Raw genomic sequence first — 16,150 nt, forward strand, 5'->3', positions numbered from 1 at the left:
AACTTCCTGCGACAATCAGGCTACCATTTTCGCATCTCAACAACAACCGTGATGAGAGAGACAGCATGCGAAGCAGTCGCTTACCTCGCTCGCAAGCTGATCAAGCTCTTCCTTCACGAGAGGCTCGCATCCGTCCCGCGCGTCACGACCACGACAATCGTAAGAGCGCTGATCGCGGCGGTGGACGAGATGGGCAGCATGTCGCACGAGGCGATCGCCTTCGAGTCTGAATTTGCGGTGGCGGAGCTTCATGACAGCAATGTCTCGGCATAGGCATCGGAGGGGATACGCCGGAAGGTTGGTGCGCCTCCGTGATCATCTCCCTGATCTCGGAATGCATGAACGTTTCGCCGTTCGGGGCGCGAAGCGCTATACGATCTCTGTCATTCGAGTATCTTCATTCGGGAGGTGCCCGTGAGCTGTTGATTGGTTCCGCAATGACGTCGACATCGCTCGAACCTCAGTTCGTGCTTTAGAACGAGCCAAACATCGAACCCAACACCAAGACGACCGCCAGCGAAATGATCACGCTAACGATCACGGTCATTACCATGTCGAAGTAGCTTCCCGCGTGGGTCTGTTTGCTGATTTGCAGGAGAAGAAGAACAGTGCCGTTGTGCGGCAATGCATCAAGCGTGCCGGCACTGATCGTGGTCAAGCGATGCATCAGTGCGGGGTCGATGCCATGCTCATGGGCGAGGCGCATGTACTCGCTCCCCAATGCATTCAGCGCAATGGCCATCCCGCCGGAAGCGGTGCCAGTGAGTCCGGCCAGTACGTTCATCGCTACTACCAGTGACGCCAGCGGTCCCCCCGGAACCTGCAGCACAGCATCGCGCACAATCGTAAATGCCGGCATCGCAGCGACGACGGCGCCGAACCCGACGAGGCTGGCTACAGTCATGATCGGTAGCACTGAGGAATTCGCGCCGGCGTCAAGACTTTCGCGCAGCTTGGGAAGTCGCTGATAGTTGACAATAATGAGAGCGAGGATTGCGGCTGACAGCGCAATGAGAACTGACCATATGCCGACGAGTCCACCGACATTCAGCCTCCATGGTTCGGCAGTTAGGAAAGAAAAGTCGATGCGCGGAAGAACAATGAGCGCCATCAAGAAGTTCACTACGATAACGACAATGAGGGGCAACACCGCGAAAATGAAAGGCGGGCTTCTATCGGTGCGTTGGCCGTGGAGCAATTCGGCTGGGTCGAAATCACCCGATATCGTAGCTCGTTCACGGGTCTTCTCGTCGAGAACGGGGATGTTGGAGTCATCGACATATGCTTCCCCGGCCTTGCGCGCCGCGCCTTCTACCCGCGCAAGCCACCACATTCCGAAAGCAAAGGTGACAATGGACGCAATAATGCCCAGCCCCGGCGCCGCGAAAGTCGTCGTTCCGAAATAAGGCATCGGAATAGCATTGTTAGTTGAAGGGGTTCCTGGAAGCGCGGACATGGTGAATGTAAAGGCGCCAAGCCCGATCGCCGCCGGCATCAACCGGGCCGGGATGTTCGCCGCCTTGAACATCTCACGGGCCATTGGAACAAGAACGAAGAATGCAACGAAGACGCTCACCCCACCATAGGTCACCACCGCGGATGCGAGCACGACTGAAAGCATCGTGCGTTGAACGCCCAACCGTTCCGTGAGGAAGCGCGCGATTGAAGTGATTGAGCCGCTGTCGTCCATCAGTTTGCCGAAGATCCCTCCGAGCAGAAACATTGGAAACCACTGTGCGACGAAGCGAGCCGAACCACTCATGAACGTTTGCGTCCAGTGGGCCAGAAGGGGCTCGCCAGAAATTACGGCCGCGATGAGCGCGGCCGCTGGCGACAAGATGAGTACGCTCCAACCTCGGTAGGCAAGCCACATCAAGAGCGCTAACGCCACCAATATCCCGACAAGTCCCATGACCAGACCTTTAGTGTGAAAGAGAGTGACGTTGTTCAGCTTTGCGTGACGAAGTAGGAATCAGAAAGATCGTCCTGCGATCGATAACCGCAATAACAGCTGACGATAGCAACGGAGCGCGCTCGATATCGGAATATAGGCGCCGTCCGCGATGCCTTGCGAGGGGCGTCGGAAGGCAAGTTGCGAACGCCGCGCCGACGAGGCCATAGCAGAGCGACGTCCTAGTCGCTACGACTGTGTCAAAGGCGAGCTGAAGTATGGCGACAATTGCATGCCATCCCAGCTCGGGTGAAACGTCAGGACCGCGCGGTGCGCTGGCTGTGACGGCCGATGCCTCAGTCACGCTCAGCGACCTGCCTATGCGCTCGTGGTGTTGCTCTGGTGAGTATGGGGCCTTCGTGGGCATCGCACCGAACACGATACATGAGCGCGACACGCGCTGCAGTTAGGGGAATCCTTCCTCCACGGATAGGTAATTACCCAGTGTTTCGGTTCGTTCGATTTATCGTGGCCTCAATAGAGACCGAGATCTTCCCTTCCAATATCTGGCGCGACGTACCGTTGCCTTCAGAACGGATGAAGCTTCGTTCGGAGACGGTCTTATGGCGTTCTGGTCTTTAGGCGTCAGGGCCAGCTTGGAGATGGTCAAGGAGGACTTACGGGAGGCCGTTTGCAAGGCTGCGCAGGTTCGGACGCTCGCTTCGGTGGGACCGCTTGTCGCGGAGCAAACATTGGGTCAAAGCGAGAAGTCTCGGGTCGAAATGGCAGGAATGCTGTCCAAAATTTTAGGGTGGCTGGCCTGCCATTGGGGTTCTCGGATTCTTGGACTAAAGGGTTTCTACCTAGTGGTTTATATAAGTTTCGGGTACAACTGCTAACGCAAAGGTTGTACGGGATGAGGCGGTCTTCAAGTGCCCGAGCGATCGAAGACCCGCGCCGACGCTGTAATCCGTGCCGGCGCTGTAAGTTGAGCGAGTGATGTCATGCGAAACGTGACGATAGGCCGGAATGTTCGAAGTATACGTCGGAAGGAGTTGAGATTGGAGGACAAGCGCGGCTCTGAGTTCATGCACCTGCAAGAGGAACTCCATCGGAAACTGTCAGAAGAGCTTCACGATTCGACGTGCCAGCATCTTGTCGCGGCGAGCTTGACTATGATGCAAGTCAAACGGGCGATGAACGATTCGCAGGTGGGAGATGTACTTTGCGAGCAGGTTGCCGACTCCATCAATCTGGCTCTTAACGAGTTACGCTCTCTTACATATTTGCTTCACCCGCAGAGCTTCTTCGAGGACGGCGTAAAGGCCGCAATTGAACGCTATGCAGACGGGTTTGCAGCGAGAACCTTGTTGTCCGTCGATATCGGCATCTCATCCGAAGTGGATCGCTTGTCATTCGAGAAGCAACGTTCGGTGATGCGGATCGTGCAGGAAGCGCTGACGAATATTTACCGACATGCGAACGCAACGAAGGTATCAATCGCGCTCGTTGCCAAGGGCCGGCAACTGATGCTCGAGATTCGAGATAACGGGCGAGGTATGGTGTCCCGAGACAGCAAATGTCACCTCCGACCGCCCTCCCCAGGAACCGGACTTCGCATTATGCAGGCTAGGGTGCAAGAGATGGGCGGTCAGCTGCAAATACTATCGCCCCCGGTGATGGGACACCGAGGAACGACCCTGCGCGCGACGTTTCCGAGCGATCCTGTACCCAAGACAAGTGAGCTGACGCTCGGGAGACGAAGTGCCAAGTGGCAAGGGCGCTCCTCAAGGGCGGGCGCCTCAAGGAAGACCATGGGTAATGAGGCGAACCCTCAAAGCTGACGACGATGTTGCAGTGCGGACTGGGCTGCGTACGGAGCTGGAGCAACGCCCAGGTTGGAACGTCATCGCGGAGTAGCCGGCGGCAAGGGGGTGTTCGAGGCGGCAATTGAGACACTGCCCGATGTCGCAATACCGGAGTTTTCGCTTCCGCGCATGGCAGAAAGCGAAGTCGGGCGAGTGATCAGTAGTCGCCTGCGCGAGACACTGGTGCTGATCTTCACGATCCATGAATCGAGGATCTTGGCCAAAGAGGCGTTTCAAGCCGGCACCCACGTATGTCTTGTCAAATCAGATGCGAACAAGTTGCTGCCGACGGCGGCAGCCGCGTTGATAGCGCACAGTCCGCTTGCTGACAGGCTGTTCCGTGGTCGGTCAAGTCGTGAGCCGGGTGATGCATCGGAGGAGGATCAGGAAAGTGCGCCGCGCGAGCGATTCGTTGCAGCCTTTGTGGCTGAGGGCTGCGGCAACACGGATATCCGCGCTGTCTTGAATCTAAGCGTCAAAACCACAGAAGTCCATCGTGCGCTTGCTGTGCGCAAGCTTGAAGTGTTCGCTTGTGAGCGATCCACCGCTGACGAACCGATCGGCTAGGTAGTTTCCCGACGCGAACTAAGGCAAAGTCGGTATGTTAAGGCACTTGTCTCGATGATGCCTGCGTGATCAAGCTTATGTTGGCGTGAGATGCGGCCTCGCTCTGGATGGTCCTCGTGTACGTGTATCTTTGACCGCCGTCTAATTGTTGTGGAGCCACAGATGTTGCGCGCGATAGCGGTACAGCGGTCGAATGCAGAACCGGCGCGCGGGCCGTCGACGATCGGTACGATCGTCCTAAGGCATGACGAGCGTCATCTGCGTAGGAAGACGATTAGTCTGAGGAACGGCGTCGAGCTTCTCGTCGACCTGCCGACCCCAGTTGTTCTCGTTTCGGGTGACAAGCTTGTACTCGACAATGGTGCCGTGGTGGAAGTTGATGCGGCCCAGGAGCCATTATACGCAGTTACTGCGAATGGCTCCGCTCAGCTCGCTGAGCTGGCGTGGCACATCGGCAACCGTCACCTTCCGGCCGCTATATTTCCGGATCAGATCCTGATTCTGCGCGACCACGTCATTAAGTCGATGCTCGAAGGCCTCGGCGCTGCCGTTCGGGAAACAGTGGCGCCGTTCAGTCCGGTTCGCGGGGCTTACGACGGCCAAGAACACGGACACGACCTCGATCACAATCAGTCGCATCCGAACCATCAGGAACATTCGTAGCTGTAAGCTTGGAGTGTTCGACAGTAATCGGGACATCGCACATGGCGTCAAAAAATGGACCGCTCCGGGTGGGCATAGGAGGTCCCGTCGGCTCAGGAAAAACCACTCTAACCGAGAAGCTGTGTAAGTCGCTTCGTGATCGCTTCTCAATAGCTGTCATAACAAATGACATTTACACCAAAGAAGACGCGCTCATTCTCGCGCGACGTCAAGCGCTTTCCGAAGAGCGCATCCTGGGCGTTGAGACCGGTGGCTGTCCCCACACAGCGATACGCGAGGATGCCTCGATTAATCTCCAAGCGGTTGCCGAGATGAGCCGAAGGATTCCTGATCTCGACGTCGTCTTCATTGAATCCGGTGGCGACAATCTGGCTGCAACGTTCTCGCCCGATCTCGCTGATCTGACGCTGTATGTCATCTCCGTGTGCCAGGGCGAAGAGATTCCTCGAAAGGGGGGGCCAGGCATTGCGCGCTCGGATTTTCTTGTCATCAACAAGAGCGATCTGGCTCCATACGTGAACGTCAGCCTCGACGTAATGCGTCAGGATGCAGAGCGAATGCGCGGAGGTCGACCTTTTGGCTTTACCGATCTGTCGAGGGGCAAAGGTCTGGATCCGATCCTTGAATTCGTTGTCTCGCACGGGGGCCTAGGCGTCTAGTTGGCCGATTGCGTTGGCGGTGGAGCGGTCTAGGCAATCCGATCTACGGTTCGCGCTTTGTCAAGCATTTGCTCGGTTGGTTATCAGGTCTTGGATGGGAGACTCGGCTGCGGAGGACGCGCCAGCGTTAAGTGGCTTTTGACGTACGTGCGGTGAATTGTTGGCGCAGCTTGGAATCGTGCGCAAGCAGTAGGTTCCGTGCGTTCGCGAGCCGGCCAATGTCACGCTAAGGGTGCGACGAAGAGTGCAACTGTGATCGCGGAGCTATCCAAATTCGAAAGGAAAGGGAGGATGGGAGTCCCTCAAGCGGCTGGATGTTCAAGGCAATCTGCCCGGGAAAGTCTGGCGCATCCGTTGCGTGCCGTTCGCGCCGATCGTCAAACGGAAGAGCCCCGATCGTGAGCGCGCGGTGAGCGAGTGGCACGCCGAACTCGAACTGTGGTTCGAGAGAAATAATGGAATGACGCGGCTCATGCGGCGGCGGCACGTCGGGCCCCTTTCTGTGCAACGCCCATTTCATCCAGAGGCAGATGGTTCAGCCCACGTCTATCTCCTGCATCCTCCGGGCGGTATCGCGGGAGGTGATCGGCTGGCGATAAGCAGCCATCTGGGCCCACAATCGCGGGCTGTACTTACGACGCCCGGCGCAACCAAATTCTATCGCTGTCTGCAGAACCGTAGTGCATTGCAAACTGAGATCAATGTGGGAGCCGAAGCGATATGCGAGTACCTTCCTCAGGAGACCATTTTCTTCGACGGAGCGAATGCTTCGATCGCTACGCGCATTACGCTTGCTGCCGGTTCAATTTATCTTGGATGGGAATTGATCAGCTTTGGGCGCCCCGCGTCCGGCGAGCGCTTTGCGACCGGGCGCGCTCGGCAACGTGTTGAGATCGTACGGGACGGAGCGCCGATCTGGTTCGAGCAGTTCGACTTATCTGGGAAGTCGCGGATGACGGAGGCGCCGTTCACATTCGGGGGCCGACCGATCTTTGGAACGATGGTTTATGTCGGACCAGTGATGGAGGATTTAGCCGAACGGATGCGTGAAGAGCTCGGAGAGGCAGCGAGCGGTGTCTTTTCAGTTACTCAACTCAGGCAGGTAGTTGTCTGTCGCTATCTGGGAGGTCGGATGTCGGAAGGAAAGTGGCTTTTCCTTCGGGCGTGGGATGTGTTGCGCGAAGCTGGCATTGGCAAACGGGCTGTAGCTCCGCGCGTATGGGCAACATGAAGTCGACAAGAGAGGACCAACAATGGAACTATTGCCGCGCGAAAAGGATAAGTTGCTTCTCTTCACGGCAGGGTTGGTTGCGGAGCGCAGAAGGGCGAGGGGCCTGAAGCTCAACTATCCCGAGGTCGTTGCCTATATTTCGGCCGCGATCCTGGAAGGCGCCCGGGACGGCCGGACCGTTGCAGATCTGATGTCATACGGTGCAACTCTTCTCACCCGCGAGGAGGTGATGGAGGGCATTCCGGAGATGCTCCACGACATTCAGGTGGAAGCAACGTTTCCGGACGGCACGAAGCTTGTCACCGTCCACAATCCGATCCCCTGAGGAGGTCGTCATGATTCCGGGTGAGTATCTTATCGAGGATGGATCTGTTGAGCTCAATGTCGGTCGCGATACCAGGGTGATGCATGTGGAGAACTCGGGCGATCGTCCAATTCAGGTGGGCTCGCACTACCATTTCTACGAGACAAACGAAGCGCTCTTATTTGATCGTGAATTAGCCAGGGGCTTTCGCCTCAACATTCCGGCGGGGACAGCAGTGCGCTTCGAGCCCGGTCAAGATCGAAAAGTCGAGCTTGTGGCGCTCGACGGTGCACGGGAAGTCTACGGATTCAATGCCAAGATCATGGGCAAACTGTAGGAGGGGCTGATGACCACGATCACGCGGCAAGCTTACGCAGATCTTTACGGCCCGACAAAAGGCGATAGGTTACGGCTCGCCGATACGGACCTCGTAATAGAGATCGAAGATGATCACACCATCTACGGCGAGGAAGTTACCTTCGGTGGCGGCAAGGTTATTCGCGATGGCATGGGACAGGGCCAGCGCAACGCCGCCGACGTCGCGGACGTTGTCATTACGAACGTCATCATTCTCGATCATTGGGGCATCGTCAAAGCTGATGTTGGCATCAAGGGCGGGCGCATTTCTGGGATCGGCAAGGCGGGAAATCCCGATATTCAGCCTGGAGTGAATATCGTTGTCGGGCCGGCTACCGACGTCATCGCAGGCGAAGGCAGGATACTTACGGCGGGCGCGATCGACACGCACATCCATTTTATTGCTCCGCAGCAAGCCGAAGAGGCGCTGGCAAGCGGAACGACCACGCTGGTCGGCGGCGGGGCCGGCCCGACGGTTGGGACCCTGGCGACGACCGTGACGGCCGGTCCTTGGGCAATTCATCGGATGTTAGAGGCGGCCGAGGCGCTGCCGATCAATGTCGGCTTGCTCGGCAAAGGGAATGCCAGCAAGCCTGAGCCACTGCGTGAGCAAATTCGGGCAGGAGCTGTCGGCCTCAAGTTGCATGAAGACTGGGGAACGACGCCGGCTGCGATCGATAATTGTCTCACTGTGGCTGACGAGGAAGATATCCAGGTCGCCCTTCATTCCGATACGCTTAACGAAAGCGGCTTCGTGCGCGACAGCTTTGCCGCGATGAAGGGGCGGACTATCCATAGTTTCCATACGGAAGGTGCCGGCGGAGGGCACGCACCCGACATCATTACGGCGGCCGGCGAGGAGAACATATTGCCCTCGTCCACGAATCCCACACGGCCCTACACCATCAATACGGTGGACGAGCATTTGGACATGCTGATGGTTTGCCATCATCTCAGTCCGAAGATCCCTGAAGACGTGGCATTCGCAGAATCGCGTATCCGGAAAGAGACTATTGCGGCTGAGGACATCCTACATGATCTAGGTGTTTTCTCGATGATGTCGTCGGATTCGCAAGCGATGGGGCGGATCGGAGAAACCACGTTGCGCTGTTGGCAGACCGCCCACAAAATGAAAGTTCAGCGTGGGGCTCTGCCGGAGGACAATAGCCGCAACGACAATTTTCGCGCCAAGCGGTATGTCGCCAAGTACACCATCAATCCGGCGATTACCCATGGCTTTGCTCATGAGATCGGCTCAATCGAGATTGGTAAACGCGCTGACCTAGTTCTTTGGAAGCCCGCGTTTTTCGGCGTGAAGCCGAGTCTCGTCTTGGTGGGAGGAATGATTGCTATCGCTCCCATGGGCGACCCCAATGCTTCCATCTCGACGCCGCAGCCCGTGCACTACCGGCCTATGTACGGCGTGCTGGGGCGTGCGCTCGGCTCGACGGGCGTCACCTTTGTTTCGAAGGCAGCGCTTGATGATGGCATCGGGTATAAACTGAAACTGAGCAAGCAGCTTGTTGCGGTCCGCGGTATTCGGACGATCCGCAAGCGGGACATGGTGCATAACGGTCTTACGCCGAGGCTGGAGGTTGATCCTCAGAGTTATGAGGTTCGGGTTGACGGAAAAATCATCAGTTGCGAACCGGCAGACGTCTTGCCAATGGCACAGCGTTATTTTCTGTTTTAGAGGCTGCCGGACACGGAGCCTTGCAACCATCTTGGAAGCAAGGCTCCCGGGATCGAGCAAGCGGAGCACCGCCGAGAGGTGGCCTGTAAGAGGGGGGCGCCATGAAGCTGGACCAATTTCGGGACCATCCCGTCCTTGGCTTTGTCGACTGGACGTTGCGGGGGGTCGGTCAGGTCGTCTTCCAGAACAATCCTGTTTCTGGTCTCGTTATTCTGATTGGTCTCCTGGTCAATTCTTGGATCTATGCTGCCATCTGTGTTGTCGGTGTCATTGCGAGTACCCTGACGGCCCTCATCCTCAAGGCGGATCGAGCTGCTATTCGAGACGGTCTCTACGGCTTCAATGGAGCGTTGGTCGCGCTGGCGCTCGTTGCGTTTACGAGCGAGAACTTCCGCACAGGTGCTGTCCCGTCATTCGCGATGCTTGTTTATCTCGTCTGCGGAGCCGCACTCACGACCATGGCGTTCGCCAGCATAGGCGTCGTATTAGGGCCGCATAAAGTCGCCCCGCTCACCATGCCCTTCGTTCTGATCGGTTGGCTGTTTCTCTTTGCGGTCTTGAAGTTTGACGCCATCGATGCGGGTCCGATGGCGAAACCTGTTTCGCCAGATCAGTTCTCCTATGCAGACGCTTATATCCTTCCGACTTGGTATATGGGCATAGGGACCTCCATCGGCCAGATATTTTTTCAGGACAACTGGATCAGTGGATACATAATCCTCGTTGGCATTGCCGTTAATTCACGGATTTGCGCGTCGATGGGATTGCTTGGAGCGGTCGTTGGAGCGGCCGTGGCCGTGCTGTTCGGCGGGCCGGAAGGTGCTATTCGCGACGGACTTTTCGGATACAACGCTGCTCTTACGGCCATGGCGCTTGGCGGCTTCTTCCTAGTTTTGACTTGGAGCAGCTTTCTGTACGCCATTTTCGGTGCAATCGTCGCTACGTGGCTATGGGCGTCTATTGCTATATTTCTTAAACCGATCGGGATGCCGGTATTGACGTCCACGTTCGTGATCGTCACGTGGCTCATGCTGATCGGGCAGTATGCCTTCAGGGCTCTTGTGCCGGTGCCACCGGCCGAAGCGACGACCCCGGAGGACAATCGCCGACGGTACATGGAAGGCGGATGGCGATCTTCAGGAGCGGAATAATCGGCTATATTGGCTCTCATGCCACGCGCTCGCCATCGCCATGGCCGGTGCTAGGTTGCCGATTTCGTCATCCGTGAGGGTTGCTGCTCTCCGGAAAGCACGCTCGATGGTCGAGGTGCTGTCGATGAGAATGCGCTGGCCGGCTGTGTGCCCCAAGGGCACGAGCCGGATCGCGGCCGCGACCTGGCCTTCGACAACGGTCCACATCAGTCCGCGCAATGCATCCGCGGGTGGAATGTTCCAATGATTGGCGGCAACTGCGAAGGCTGCAGGATAGGTGAGACGCCGATCGCAATAGTCACGGGCGCAGCCAACGCCAAGCTCTGCTAGGAGGTGCAGCAAAGACTCACTCATTCGCAGGTCCTCCAACTCGAGTTCTCGGCTTTCTCGGCTGGCGGCGAGCCACGCATTTGCATCGAGAAAGAGTTGTCTGCTTCCAGCTTGTAGCGCGTGCATCATGCGCCAGAACAATGCCCCGTCGAGGGTGGCGTAGCTGTGCTCAAGCAAGCCTAGAATCCAGGCGCTCGCAGTCTGCTCGTTTCGGACCGTTCCTGTGTGTACTACCCATTCCAGTCCCCTGGAATAGGAGAAGCCGCCTACCGGTTGGCTTGGGCTGACAAGACGCAACAGATGGAGAGACAGTTCTGTCGGATGTTTATGAGTGGTCAAAGCGCGTCCTTAGTTGAAAAGCCGGCTTGCCGATCTGCGAAGGCGGTCTCTGCCGAGTGGAATAGCCACTGCCTCGAACTCAGCCGGAGATCACCAAGAGCTCGCCGATCCTCGCTGCACCGCCGGTCACGGGTCAAGGGGTAAACGAAAGTAAATTCAGACCATTAACGGCAGCGCCATAAGTCATGGGGGGTGGTGGCGCTGGCCGAGACTTGATTCAAGCTCCGAAACCGGAGCCTCGAATCATGTCCTACCAACTCAGCGATTATGTATGGACCGCCATCTGATCTAGGCTGCCGAACAAGCCGCGTTGCGTTCAACGTGTAAATGACCGTCGCGTCCTGAACGGTATCTTTGGGCCTTGCGCTCAGGCGTTTCCTGGCGCGACCTACGGGAAAGCCACGGTCCCCGGACCACTTGTTGCAATCGCTTCGTTCGGTGGCGGCGGGCGGGCGTCTGGGACCAAATCATGAATGCACTGGCTGGCGGTCATGACGCGGCGGTGCAAAAATGATCGATACTTCCGTCGTGTGCGTGCACCAGCGCGGAGCCTGTATCGGCAACAACAATCATCAAGATACGGGGCGCTCACGAGGTGCCCTGACCAGCAAGAGTTACCTGGTGGTGGACACCAATGGCCGGGTCGTGTCCCGAGTGATCGTGTAGCTCGATCGAGCAAAGCCGCCTGCGCGCGCCCAAACAGCGCCGTAGCGGGCGGCGGCTTTGCGGTGGTCATCGATGATTCGCCGGTAGGGTTGGTTGCTGACACCAACCTGATTCAAGGAGCCACCGATGACCGACGAAATGATGAACCTGCGCACGCGCGTGGAGAAGCCCCTAATGCCGATCTGCTGCGCGAGATGATCGGCTTTGCCGCTCAGCGGCTGATGGAATTGGAAGTGGAAGGCCAGACCGGGTCAGCCTATGGCGAGAAGAACCCCGAGCGCCTGGCCCAGCGCAACGGCTACCGCGACGGGATCTGGGAGACCCGTGCCGGCGCGGTCGAACTGCGCATCCCGAAGCTGCGCAAGGGCTCCTACTTCCCGGGCTTCCTGGAGCCGCAACGCATGGCCGAGAAGGCGCTCACCGCCGTGGTGCAGGAGGCTGAGGCTTACCTGCAGGGCGTCTCGACCCGCTCGGTGGACGATCTGGTGCAGGCGATGGGATGAGCGGCATCTCCAAAAGCCAGGTGAGCCGGCTGTGTGGCGAGATCGACGACAAGGTGAAGGCGTTGCTCGCCCGGCCGATCGAGGGTGACTGGCCGTATCTGTGGATCGACGCCACCTGCGTGAAGGTGCGCCAGAACGGGCGCATTGTCTCGGTCGCGGTGATCGTCGCAGTCGGCGTCAACAGCGACGGCCGGCGCGAGGTGCTCGGCATGGACATCGGCCCCTCCGAGGCCGAGACGTTCTGGACCGCGTTCCTGCGCAAACTGGCCCGCCGCGGCCTGCGCGGCGTCAAGCTGGTCGTGTCCGACGCCCACGAGGGCATCAAGGCCACCGTGGCCAAGGTGCTCAACGCCAGTTGGCAGCGCTGCCGCGTCCACTTCATGCGCAACGCGCTGGCGCATGCCGGCAAGAGCGGACGGCGCGTCGTCTCCGCGTTCATCGCCACTGCGTTTGCCCAGGACGATGCCGAGGCCGCTCGCACCCAATGGCGGAAGGTCGCCGACCACCCAAGCTGCCCAAGCTGCCCAAGCTCGCCGGCTTCCTCGACGAGGCAGAGACCGATGTGCTCGCCTACATGGCCTTCCGGCCGCAACAGGGCGAGCCGAGACCGCTTTGCGACAGTCACGTGAGGCGACGCGATGTGAATTCACGCCAGATTCGCTGCAGTTCCGTGACCGCTTACGCTTGGCACGCTCGGTCCGACGCGAGTAGATGGAATCGGCATACTTGGCGTCCAGATGGTCCATGCGGTCAGATCGGGCCGAGTATTGTTGGTTTTCGGAGACGAGCGTGCGGCGGTCTCCGCAGGTGGAATGGGAACTGACGGGGTCTCGACCTACGACTTGCAAAGGTGGATGATGATCCGAGACCAGCCTGACGGTACTGGAAAATAGGGTAAATTGCCCCTGGAGGCTCGGGTGATTATCCGATGGCTCGGCTGGCGCCTGAAGGCTAATCTGTTTCGTGGCCGGCGATGGAGGTGCGTGGTGTCAAAGTATGATGAGAACTTCGCGGCTTTGAGGGCCGACGATACACTGGCGATCGATACCGGACTTCGCAGCTACATGTTGCGAATTTACAACCACATGATGGCGGGCGTTGCCCTAACGGCGCTCGCCGCGTGGCTGACGTACCTGGTGACGGGCCCCGCGCTTCTACAGAGCCCACTGATGTGGGTGTTCGTCCTGGCGCCTTTGGTACTGGTATTCTTCATCAGTGCGCGCATCAATTCGCTGTCAGTGACGACGGCGCGATGGCTCTTTTTCGCCTATGCGGCACTGGTCGGGGTGTCGCTCTCGACGCTGTTCCACATCTACACCAATTCCTCGATTACGCGCGTATTCTTCATCACCGCCGCGACGTTCGGCGCGCTTAGCCTTTTTGGGTACACCACCAGGCGCGACCTTTCCGCACTCGGCACTTTCCTGTTCATGGGGTTGATCGGAATCATCATTGCAAGTCTCGTCAACCTCTTCCTGCGCTCGACCGCACTCGACTGGTTGGTCTCGGTCGTCGGCGCCGGGGTCTTCGCAGGGTTAACTGCCTACGATACACAGCGGATCAAGGCTTTGTACGACAGCCGGGACGATGAAACGTCTATGGGACGCAAGGCGTTGATCGCCGCGCTATCGCTTTACCTCAATTTTATCAATCTGTTCATGATGCTACTACGATTGGCCGGCAACCGGCGCTAGGCGGCTTAGAGGCGCGGCACGCCCGGCAGATGTAGCGCCCGCAGTGGCCACCAAGCGGCGCCGATCACCCTAGGTCGAAGGATATTGCGCAAGAGCGCCAGCTGCCAGCTTTTTGCGGGCCAAAACCAGGATGTCGGATCGCTGGCGCGACGCCTGGTTCGCGCGGACGATTCCATCAAGGTTCGACCATGTTCTTTCGGATCGCATAGCGGACTAGATCGGCGGTCGAAGACAGGCCGAGCTTGCGCATGGCTGACGCGCGGTGGGTCTCGACAGTCTTCACACTCAGTTTCAGGATAGTGCCGATAGACCGATTGGTGTGTCCTTCCGCGATGAGCTGGACGACGCTCTGCTCACGTGACGTGAGGAGCATGTCCGGATTGCTGCGCTTGCTAACCTGGTAGTCGTGGAGCAACTTCTCCAGCAGGATGCTAGTGAAGTAGGGTTTGCCGTCGAGCAATGCTTCTATCGCGGAAACCAGATGCTTACTGGCATCCGACTTGAAGAGGAAGCCCCGGATGCCAGCCACTATGGCCTCGGTCAGCAGCTCCTCGTTTTCGTACATCGTTAGTAGCAAGATTTCAGTGCGCAGACGAAGGGTCTTGAGCCGGCGACTGACCTCAAGTCCGTTGATCAGCGGCATCGAATAGTCGACGATCACAATGTCCGGCCGCGTCTCCAATACCATCGCTACGGCTTGTTCGCCGTTGGCCGCCTCTCCGCTAACGGTCCAGTCAGAGTTTACCTCAATGATCGCGCGAAGCCCGGATCGCACGATTTCATGATCATCCGCAATAACGATGCGTTTCACGGCGCCTTCTCCGTATGCCGGCCCGCAATTTATCAGAAAATCAATGGAGATACCCGCAGCAAAACTGATCAAACATATCGGCACCCAAAGGGTTATCCCGCAAAACCCTGAAACACGTACGACAAATCTACCAATGGGTTCACCGACGTCACACCTCAAGCGGCTTTGCAGGTATCACCCAATATTGCGGCCGCCGCCAAATAGACCGCTGTTGCACAGATCAGTCATTGCAAAATGTGCTCGCTGCAATCAACCTAGTGGCAAAGCCTTGTGGCCGTCGTGATCAGGACGGCCCGCCGCGGAGGAGGGTAGCACCCTGTGCTAGCCGTTCTATCTGGCGAGACCCCAAGCGCAAGGATTGGGGTGCTACTATGAATTTGAGGACCTCCGATCGCCGGCAAAGTCCAAATCGTCCTCCTTTGACGACGGATTCAGAAATCGACGCCCCGGTTATCGGGTCGGCTTAGGCTTTGGTGCGGCAAAACCAAACAATGCGGCGCGGTAGCATGATTTGCCATGACACCAAAAGCCATTGCACATATTTGAAGGTCTATCGGAGGCTGGCAGGCCGTGCCGTACCTTCCTTAAATTGGTTCGGCACGTGCAGACGAGCCATCACGGTTCGATGAGTTCGGTCCGAACAGCGTATCGAACGAGACCTGCAATTGAATTTACATCCAGCTTGCGCATCGCGGCCGCGCGATGCGCCTCGGCCGTCTTCACGCTGATGTTCAGGATGGCGCCGATGCTCTTGTTACTGTAACCCTCCGCCACCAGTTTGATCACAAGTTGTTCCCGCGGTGAGAGCCTCTGATGGCCATCTCCGACCCTGCCGCTATTCGATTTGCTTGAAAATCTGCCATTGAAGACGTGCTTGTGTGTCAGAAGCGAGTCAACGGTGGCCAGCAACAGCTTGTTCGCGTCCGACTTGAGCAGGTATGCTCTAGCGCCGGCTTCAAACGCTTGCTGCGCGATGAGGTCGGAGTTGTGCACCGTGAAGATCAAGACCTCAGTCTCCAGAGGATGCTGTCTTATCCGCCGCGCGACCTCAACACCGGTCATGCTAGGCAGGGAGAAGTCAACGATGGCAAGGTGAGGGCGGGTTTGAATTGCTGCGGCCAGTGCCTTTCTTCCGTCGCTGGCTTCAGCAACGACTTCCCAGTCCGCGCGTTGCGCCAAAACCGCCCGTAGTCCTGATCGGACAGCTGTATGATCGTCAGCTATAAGGATCTGCTTCATCAACAAACTCCGAATCGCCAAGTGAACGGAACTGGCCCGGTCGCTGAACGTGATCGCAACGCAAAATTGAATTCATGTCAGGACGCTGGAGCATAAAGGCACGCATTCGGTTCGGCCGGCATCTAGCTGTGCAAGATTGCACTAAGTTCGTGAAGATTTGCCATAGTGTGCCTGGTAGTTTCAT

The 16,150-nt window shown here is 57.8% G+C and carries 15 protein-coding genes and 2 pseudogenes; 13 read left to right on the top strand and 4 right to left on the bottom strand.

Features of this window, described 5'->3' with window-relative positions; translation table 11 throughout:
- The first annotated feature begins 51 nt into the window (after window positions 1–51).
- Window positions 52–273, top strand: a complete 222-nt coding sequence (locus HAP47_RS17135) for a hypothetical protein (RefSeq protein WP_173637239.1) — start codon at window positions 52–54, stop codon at window positions 271–273.
- A 199-nt stretch (window positions 274–472) separates the two neighbouring features.
- Here HAP47_RS17135 and HAP47_RS17140 read toward each other — a convergent pair whose 3' ends face one another.
- The gene (locus tag HAP47_RS17140; RefSeq protein WP_173637238.1) at window positions 473–1,912 is read right to left on the bottom strand and encodes a GntP family permease; all 1,440 of its coding nucleotides are present in this window, start codon (window positions 1,910–1,912) and stop codon (window positions 473–475) included.
- A 1,040-nt stretch (window positions 1,913–2,952) separates the two neighbouring features.
- Here HAP47_RS17140 and HAP47_RS17145 point away from each other — a divergent pair.
- The 9 genes from HAP47_RS17145 (at window position 2,953) to HAP47_RS17185 (ending at window position 10,384) form a co-directional block, all read left to right on the top strand.
- Window positions 2,953–3,735, top strand: a complete 783-nt coding sequence (locus HAP47_RS17145) for a sensor histidine kinase (protein ID WP_173637237.1) — start codon at window positions 2,953–2,955, stop codon at window positions 3,733–3,735.
- Between the two features lie 54 nt (window positions 3,736–3,789).
- Window positions 3,790–4,326, top strand: coding sequence for a LuxR C-terminal-related transcriptional regulator (locus HAP47_RS17150; protein ID WP_231168913.1), 537 nt, complete (start codon window positions 3,790–3,792; stop codon window positions 4,324–4,326).
- A gap of 162 nt (window positions 4,327–4,488) precedes the next feature.
- Window positions 4,489–4,989 carry an urease accessory protein UreE gene (locus HAP47_RS17155; RefSeq protein WP_173637236.1) on the top strand — a complete coding sequence of 167 codons (501 nt, stop codon included), beginning with the start codon at window positions 4,489–4,491 and terminating at the stop codon, window positions 4,987–4,989.
- Window positions 4,990–5,030: 41 nt separating this feature from the next.
- Window positions 5,031–5,648 carry an urease accessory protein UreG gene (ureG, locus tag HAP47_RS17160; RefSeq protein ID WP_173637235.1) on the top strand — a complete coding sequence of 206 codons (618 nt, stop codon included), beginning with the start codon at window positions 5,031–5,033 and terminating at the stop codon, window positions 5,646–5,648.
- A 409-nt stretch (window positions 5,649–6,057) separates the two neighbouring features.
- Entirely contained in the window at window positions 6,058–6,879 is an 822-nt protein-coding gene (locus HAP47_RS17165; protein WP_371821788.1) for an urease accessory protein UreD, read from the top strand.
- Window positions 6,880–6,901: 22 nt separating this feature from the next.
- Window positions 6,902–7,204 carry an urease subunit gamma gene (ureA, locus tag HAP47_RS17170; protein WP_173637234.1) on the top strand — a complete coding sequence of 101 codons (303 nt, stop codon included), beginning with the start codon at window positions 6,902–6,904 and terminating at the stop codon, window positions 7,202–7,204.
- 10 nt (window positions 7,205–7,214) lie between these two features.
- Window positions 7,215–7,520: an urease subunit beta gene (locus HAP47_RS17175; RefSeq protein WP_173637233.1), complete on the top strand. Its 306-nt coding sequence runs from the start codon at window positions 7,215–7,217 to the stop codon at window positions 7,518–7,520.
- Between the two features lie 9 nt (window positions 7,521–7,529).
- On the top strand, window positions 7,530–9,233 hold the full coding sequence (ureC, locus tag HAP47_RS17180; RefSeq protein WP_173637232.1) for an urease subunit alpha: 1,704 nt from the start codon (window positions 7,530–7,532) through the stop codon (window positions 9,231–9,233).
- A gap of 101 nt (window positions 9,234–9,334) precedes the next feature.
- Window positions 9,335–10,384 carry an urea transporter gene (locus tag HAP47_RS17185; RefSeq protein WP_173637231.1) on the top strand — a complete coding sequence of 350 codons (1,050 nt, stop codon included), beginning with the start codon at window positions 9,335–9,337 and terminating at the stop codon, window positions 10,382–10,384.
- On the opposite strand, the gene HAP47_RS17190 is transcribed toward HAP47_RS17185, so the two are convergent.
- Window positions 10,370–11,053: an urease accessory protein UreF gene (locus tag HAP47_RS17190; RefSeq protein ID WP_173637230.1), complete on the bottom strand. Its 684-nt coding sequence runs from the start codon at window positions 11,051–11,053 to the stop codon at window positions 10,370–10,372. The genes HAP47_RS17185 and HAP47_RS17190 overlap by 15 nt on opposite strands.
- A 293-nt stretch (window positions 11,054–11,346) precedes the next feature.
- Between HAP47_RS17190 and HAP47_RS17195 the strand changes: the two are divergent.
- From HAP47_RS17195 to HAP47_RS17205, 3 genes and pseudogenes are all read left to right on the top strand, one after another.
- Window positions 11,347–11,692 (top strand): annotated as a pseudogene (locus HAP47_RS17195) (transposase); the annotation flags it as partial.
- Between the two features lie 153 nt (window positions 11,693–11,845).
- Window positions 11,846–12,805: pseudogene (locus tag HAP47_RS17200) on the top strand (IS256 family transposase); the annotation flags it as partial.
- A 403-nt stretch (window positions 12,806–13,208) separates the two neighbouring features.
- Window positions 13,209–13,916, top strand: coding sequence for a Bax inhibitor-1/YccA family protein (locus tag HAP47_RS17205; protein ID WP_231168914.1), 708 nt, complete (start codon window positions 13,209–13,211; stop codon window positions 13,914–13,916).
- A gap of 175 nt (window positions 13,917–14,091) precedes the next feature.
- Here HAP47_RS17205 and HAP47_RS17210 read toward each other — a convergent pair whose 3' ends face one another.
- Both HAP47_RS17210 and HAP47_RS17215 read right to left on the bottom strand, forming a co-directional pair.
- The gene (locus HAP47_RS17210; protein WP_173637228.1) at window positions 14,092–14,727 is read right to left on the bottom strand and encodes a response regulator; all 636 of its coding nucleotides are present in this window, start codon (window positions 14,725–14,727) and stop codon (window positions 14,092–14,094) included.
- Window positions 14,728–15,342: 615 nt separating this feature from the next.
- Window positions 15,343–15,966 carry a response regulator gene (locus HAP47_RS17215; RefSeq protein WP_173637227.1) on the bottom strand — a complete coding sequence of 208 codons (624 nt, stop codon included), beginning with the start codon at window positions 15,964–15,966 and terminating at the stop codon, window positions 15,343–15,345.
- Window positions 15,967–16,150 lie beyond the last annotated feature (184 nt).

It is taken from the genome of Bradyrhizobium sp. 41S5, from assembly GCF_011516665.3.
GTDB classification, from domain to species: Bacteria; Pseudomonadota; Alphaproteobacteria; order Rhizobiales; family Xanthobacteraceae; genus Bradyrhizobium; species Bradyrhizobium quebecense.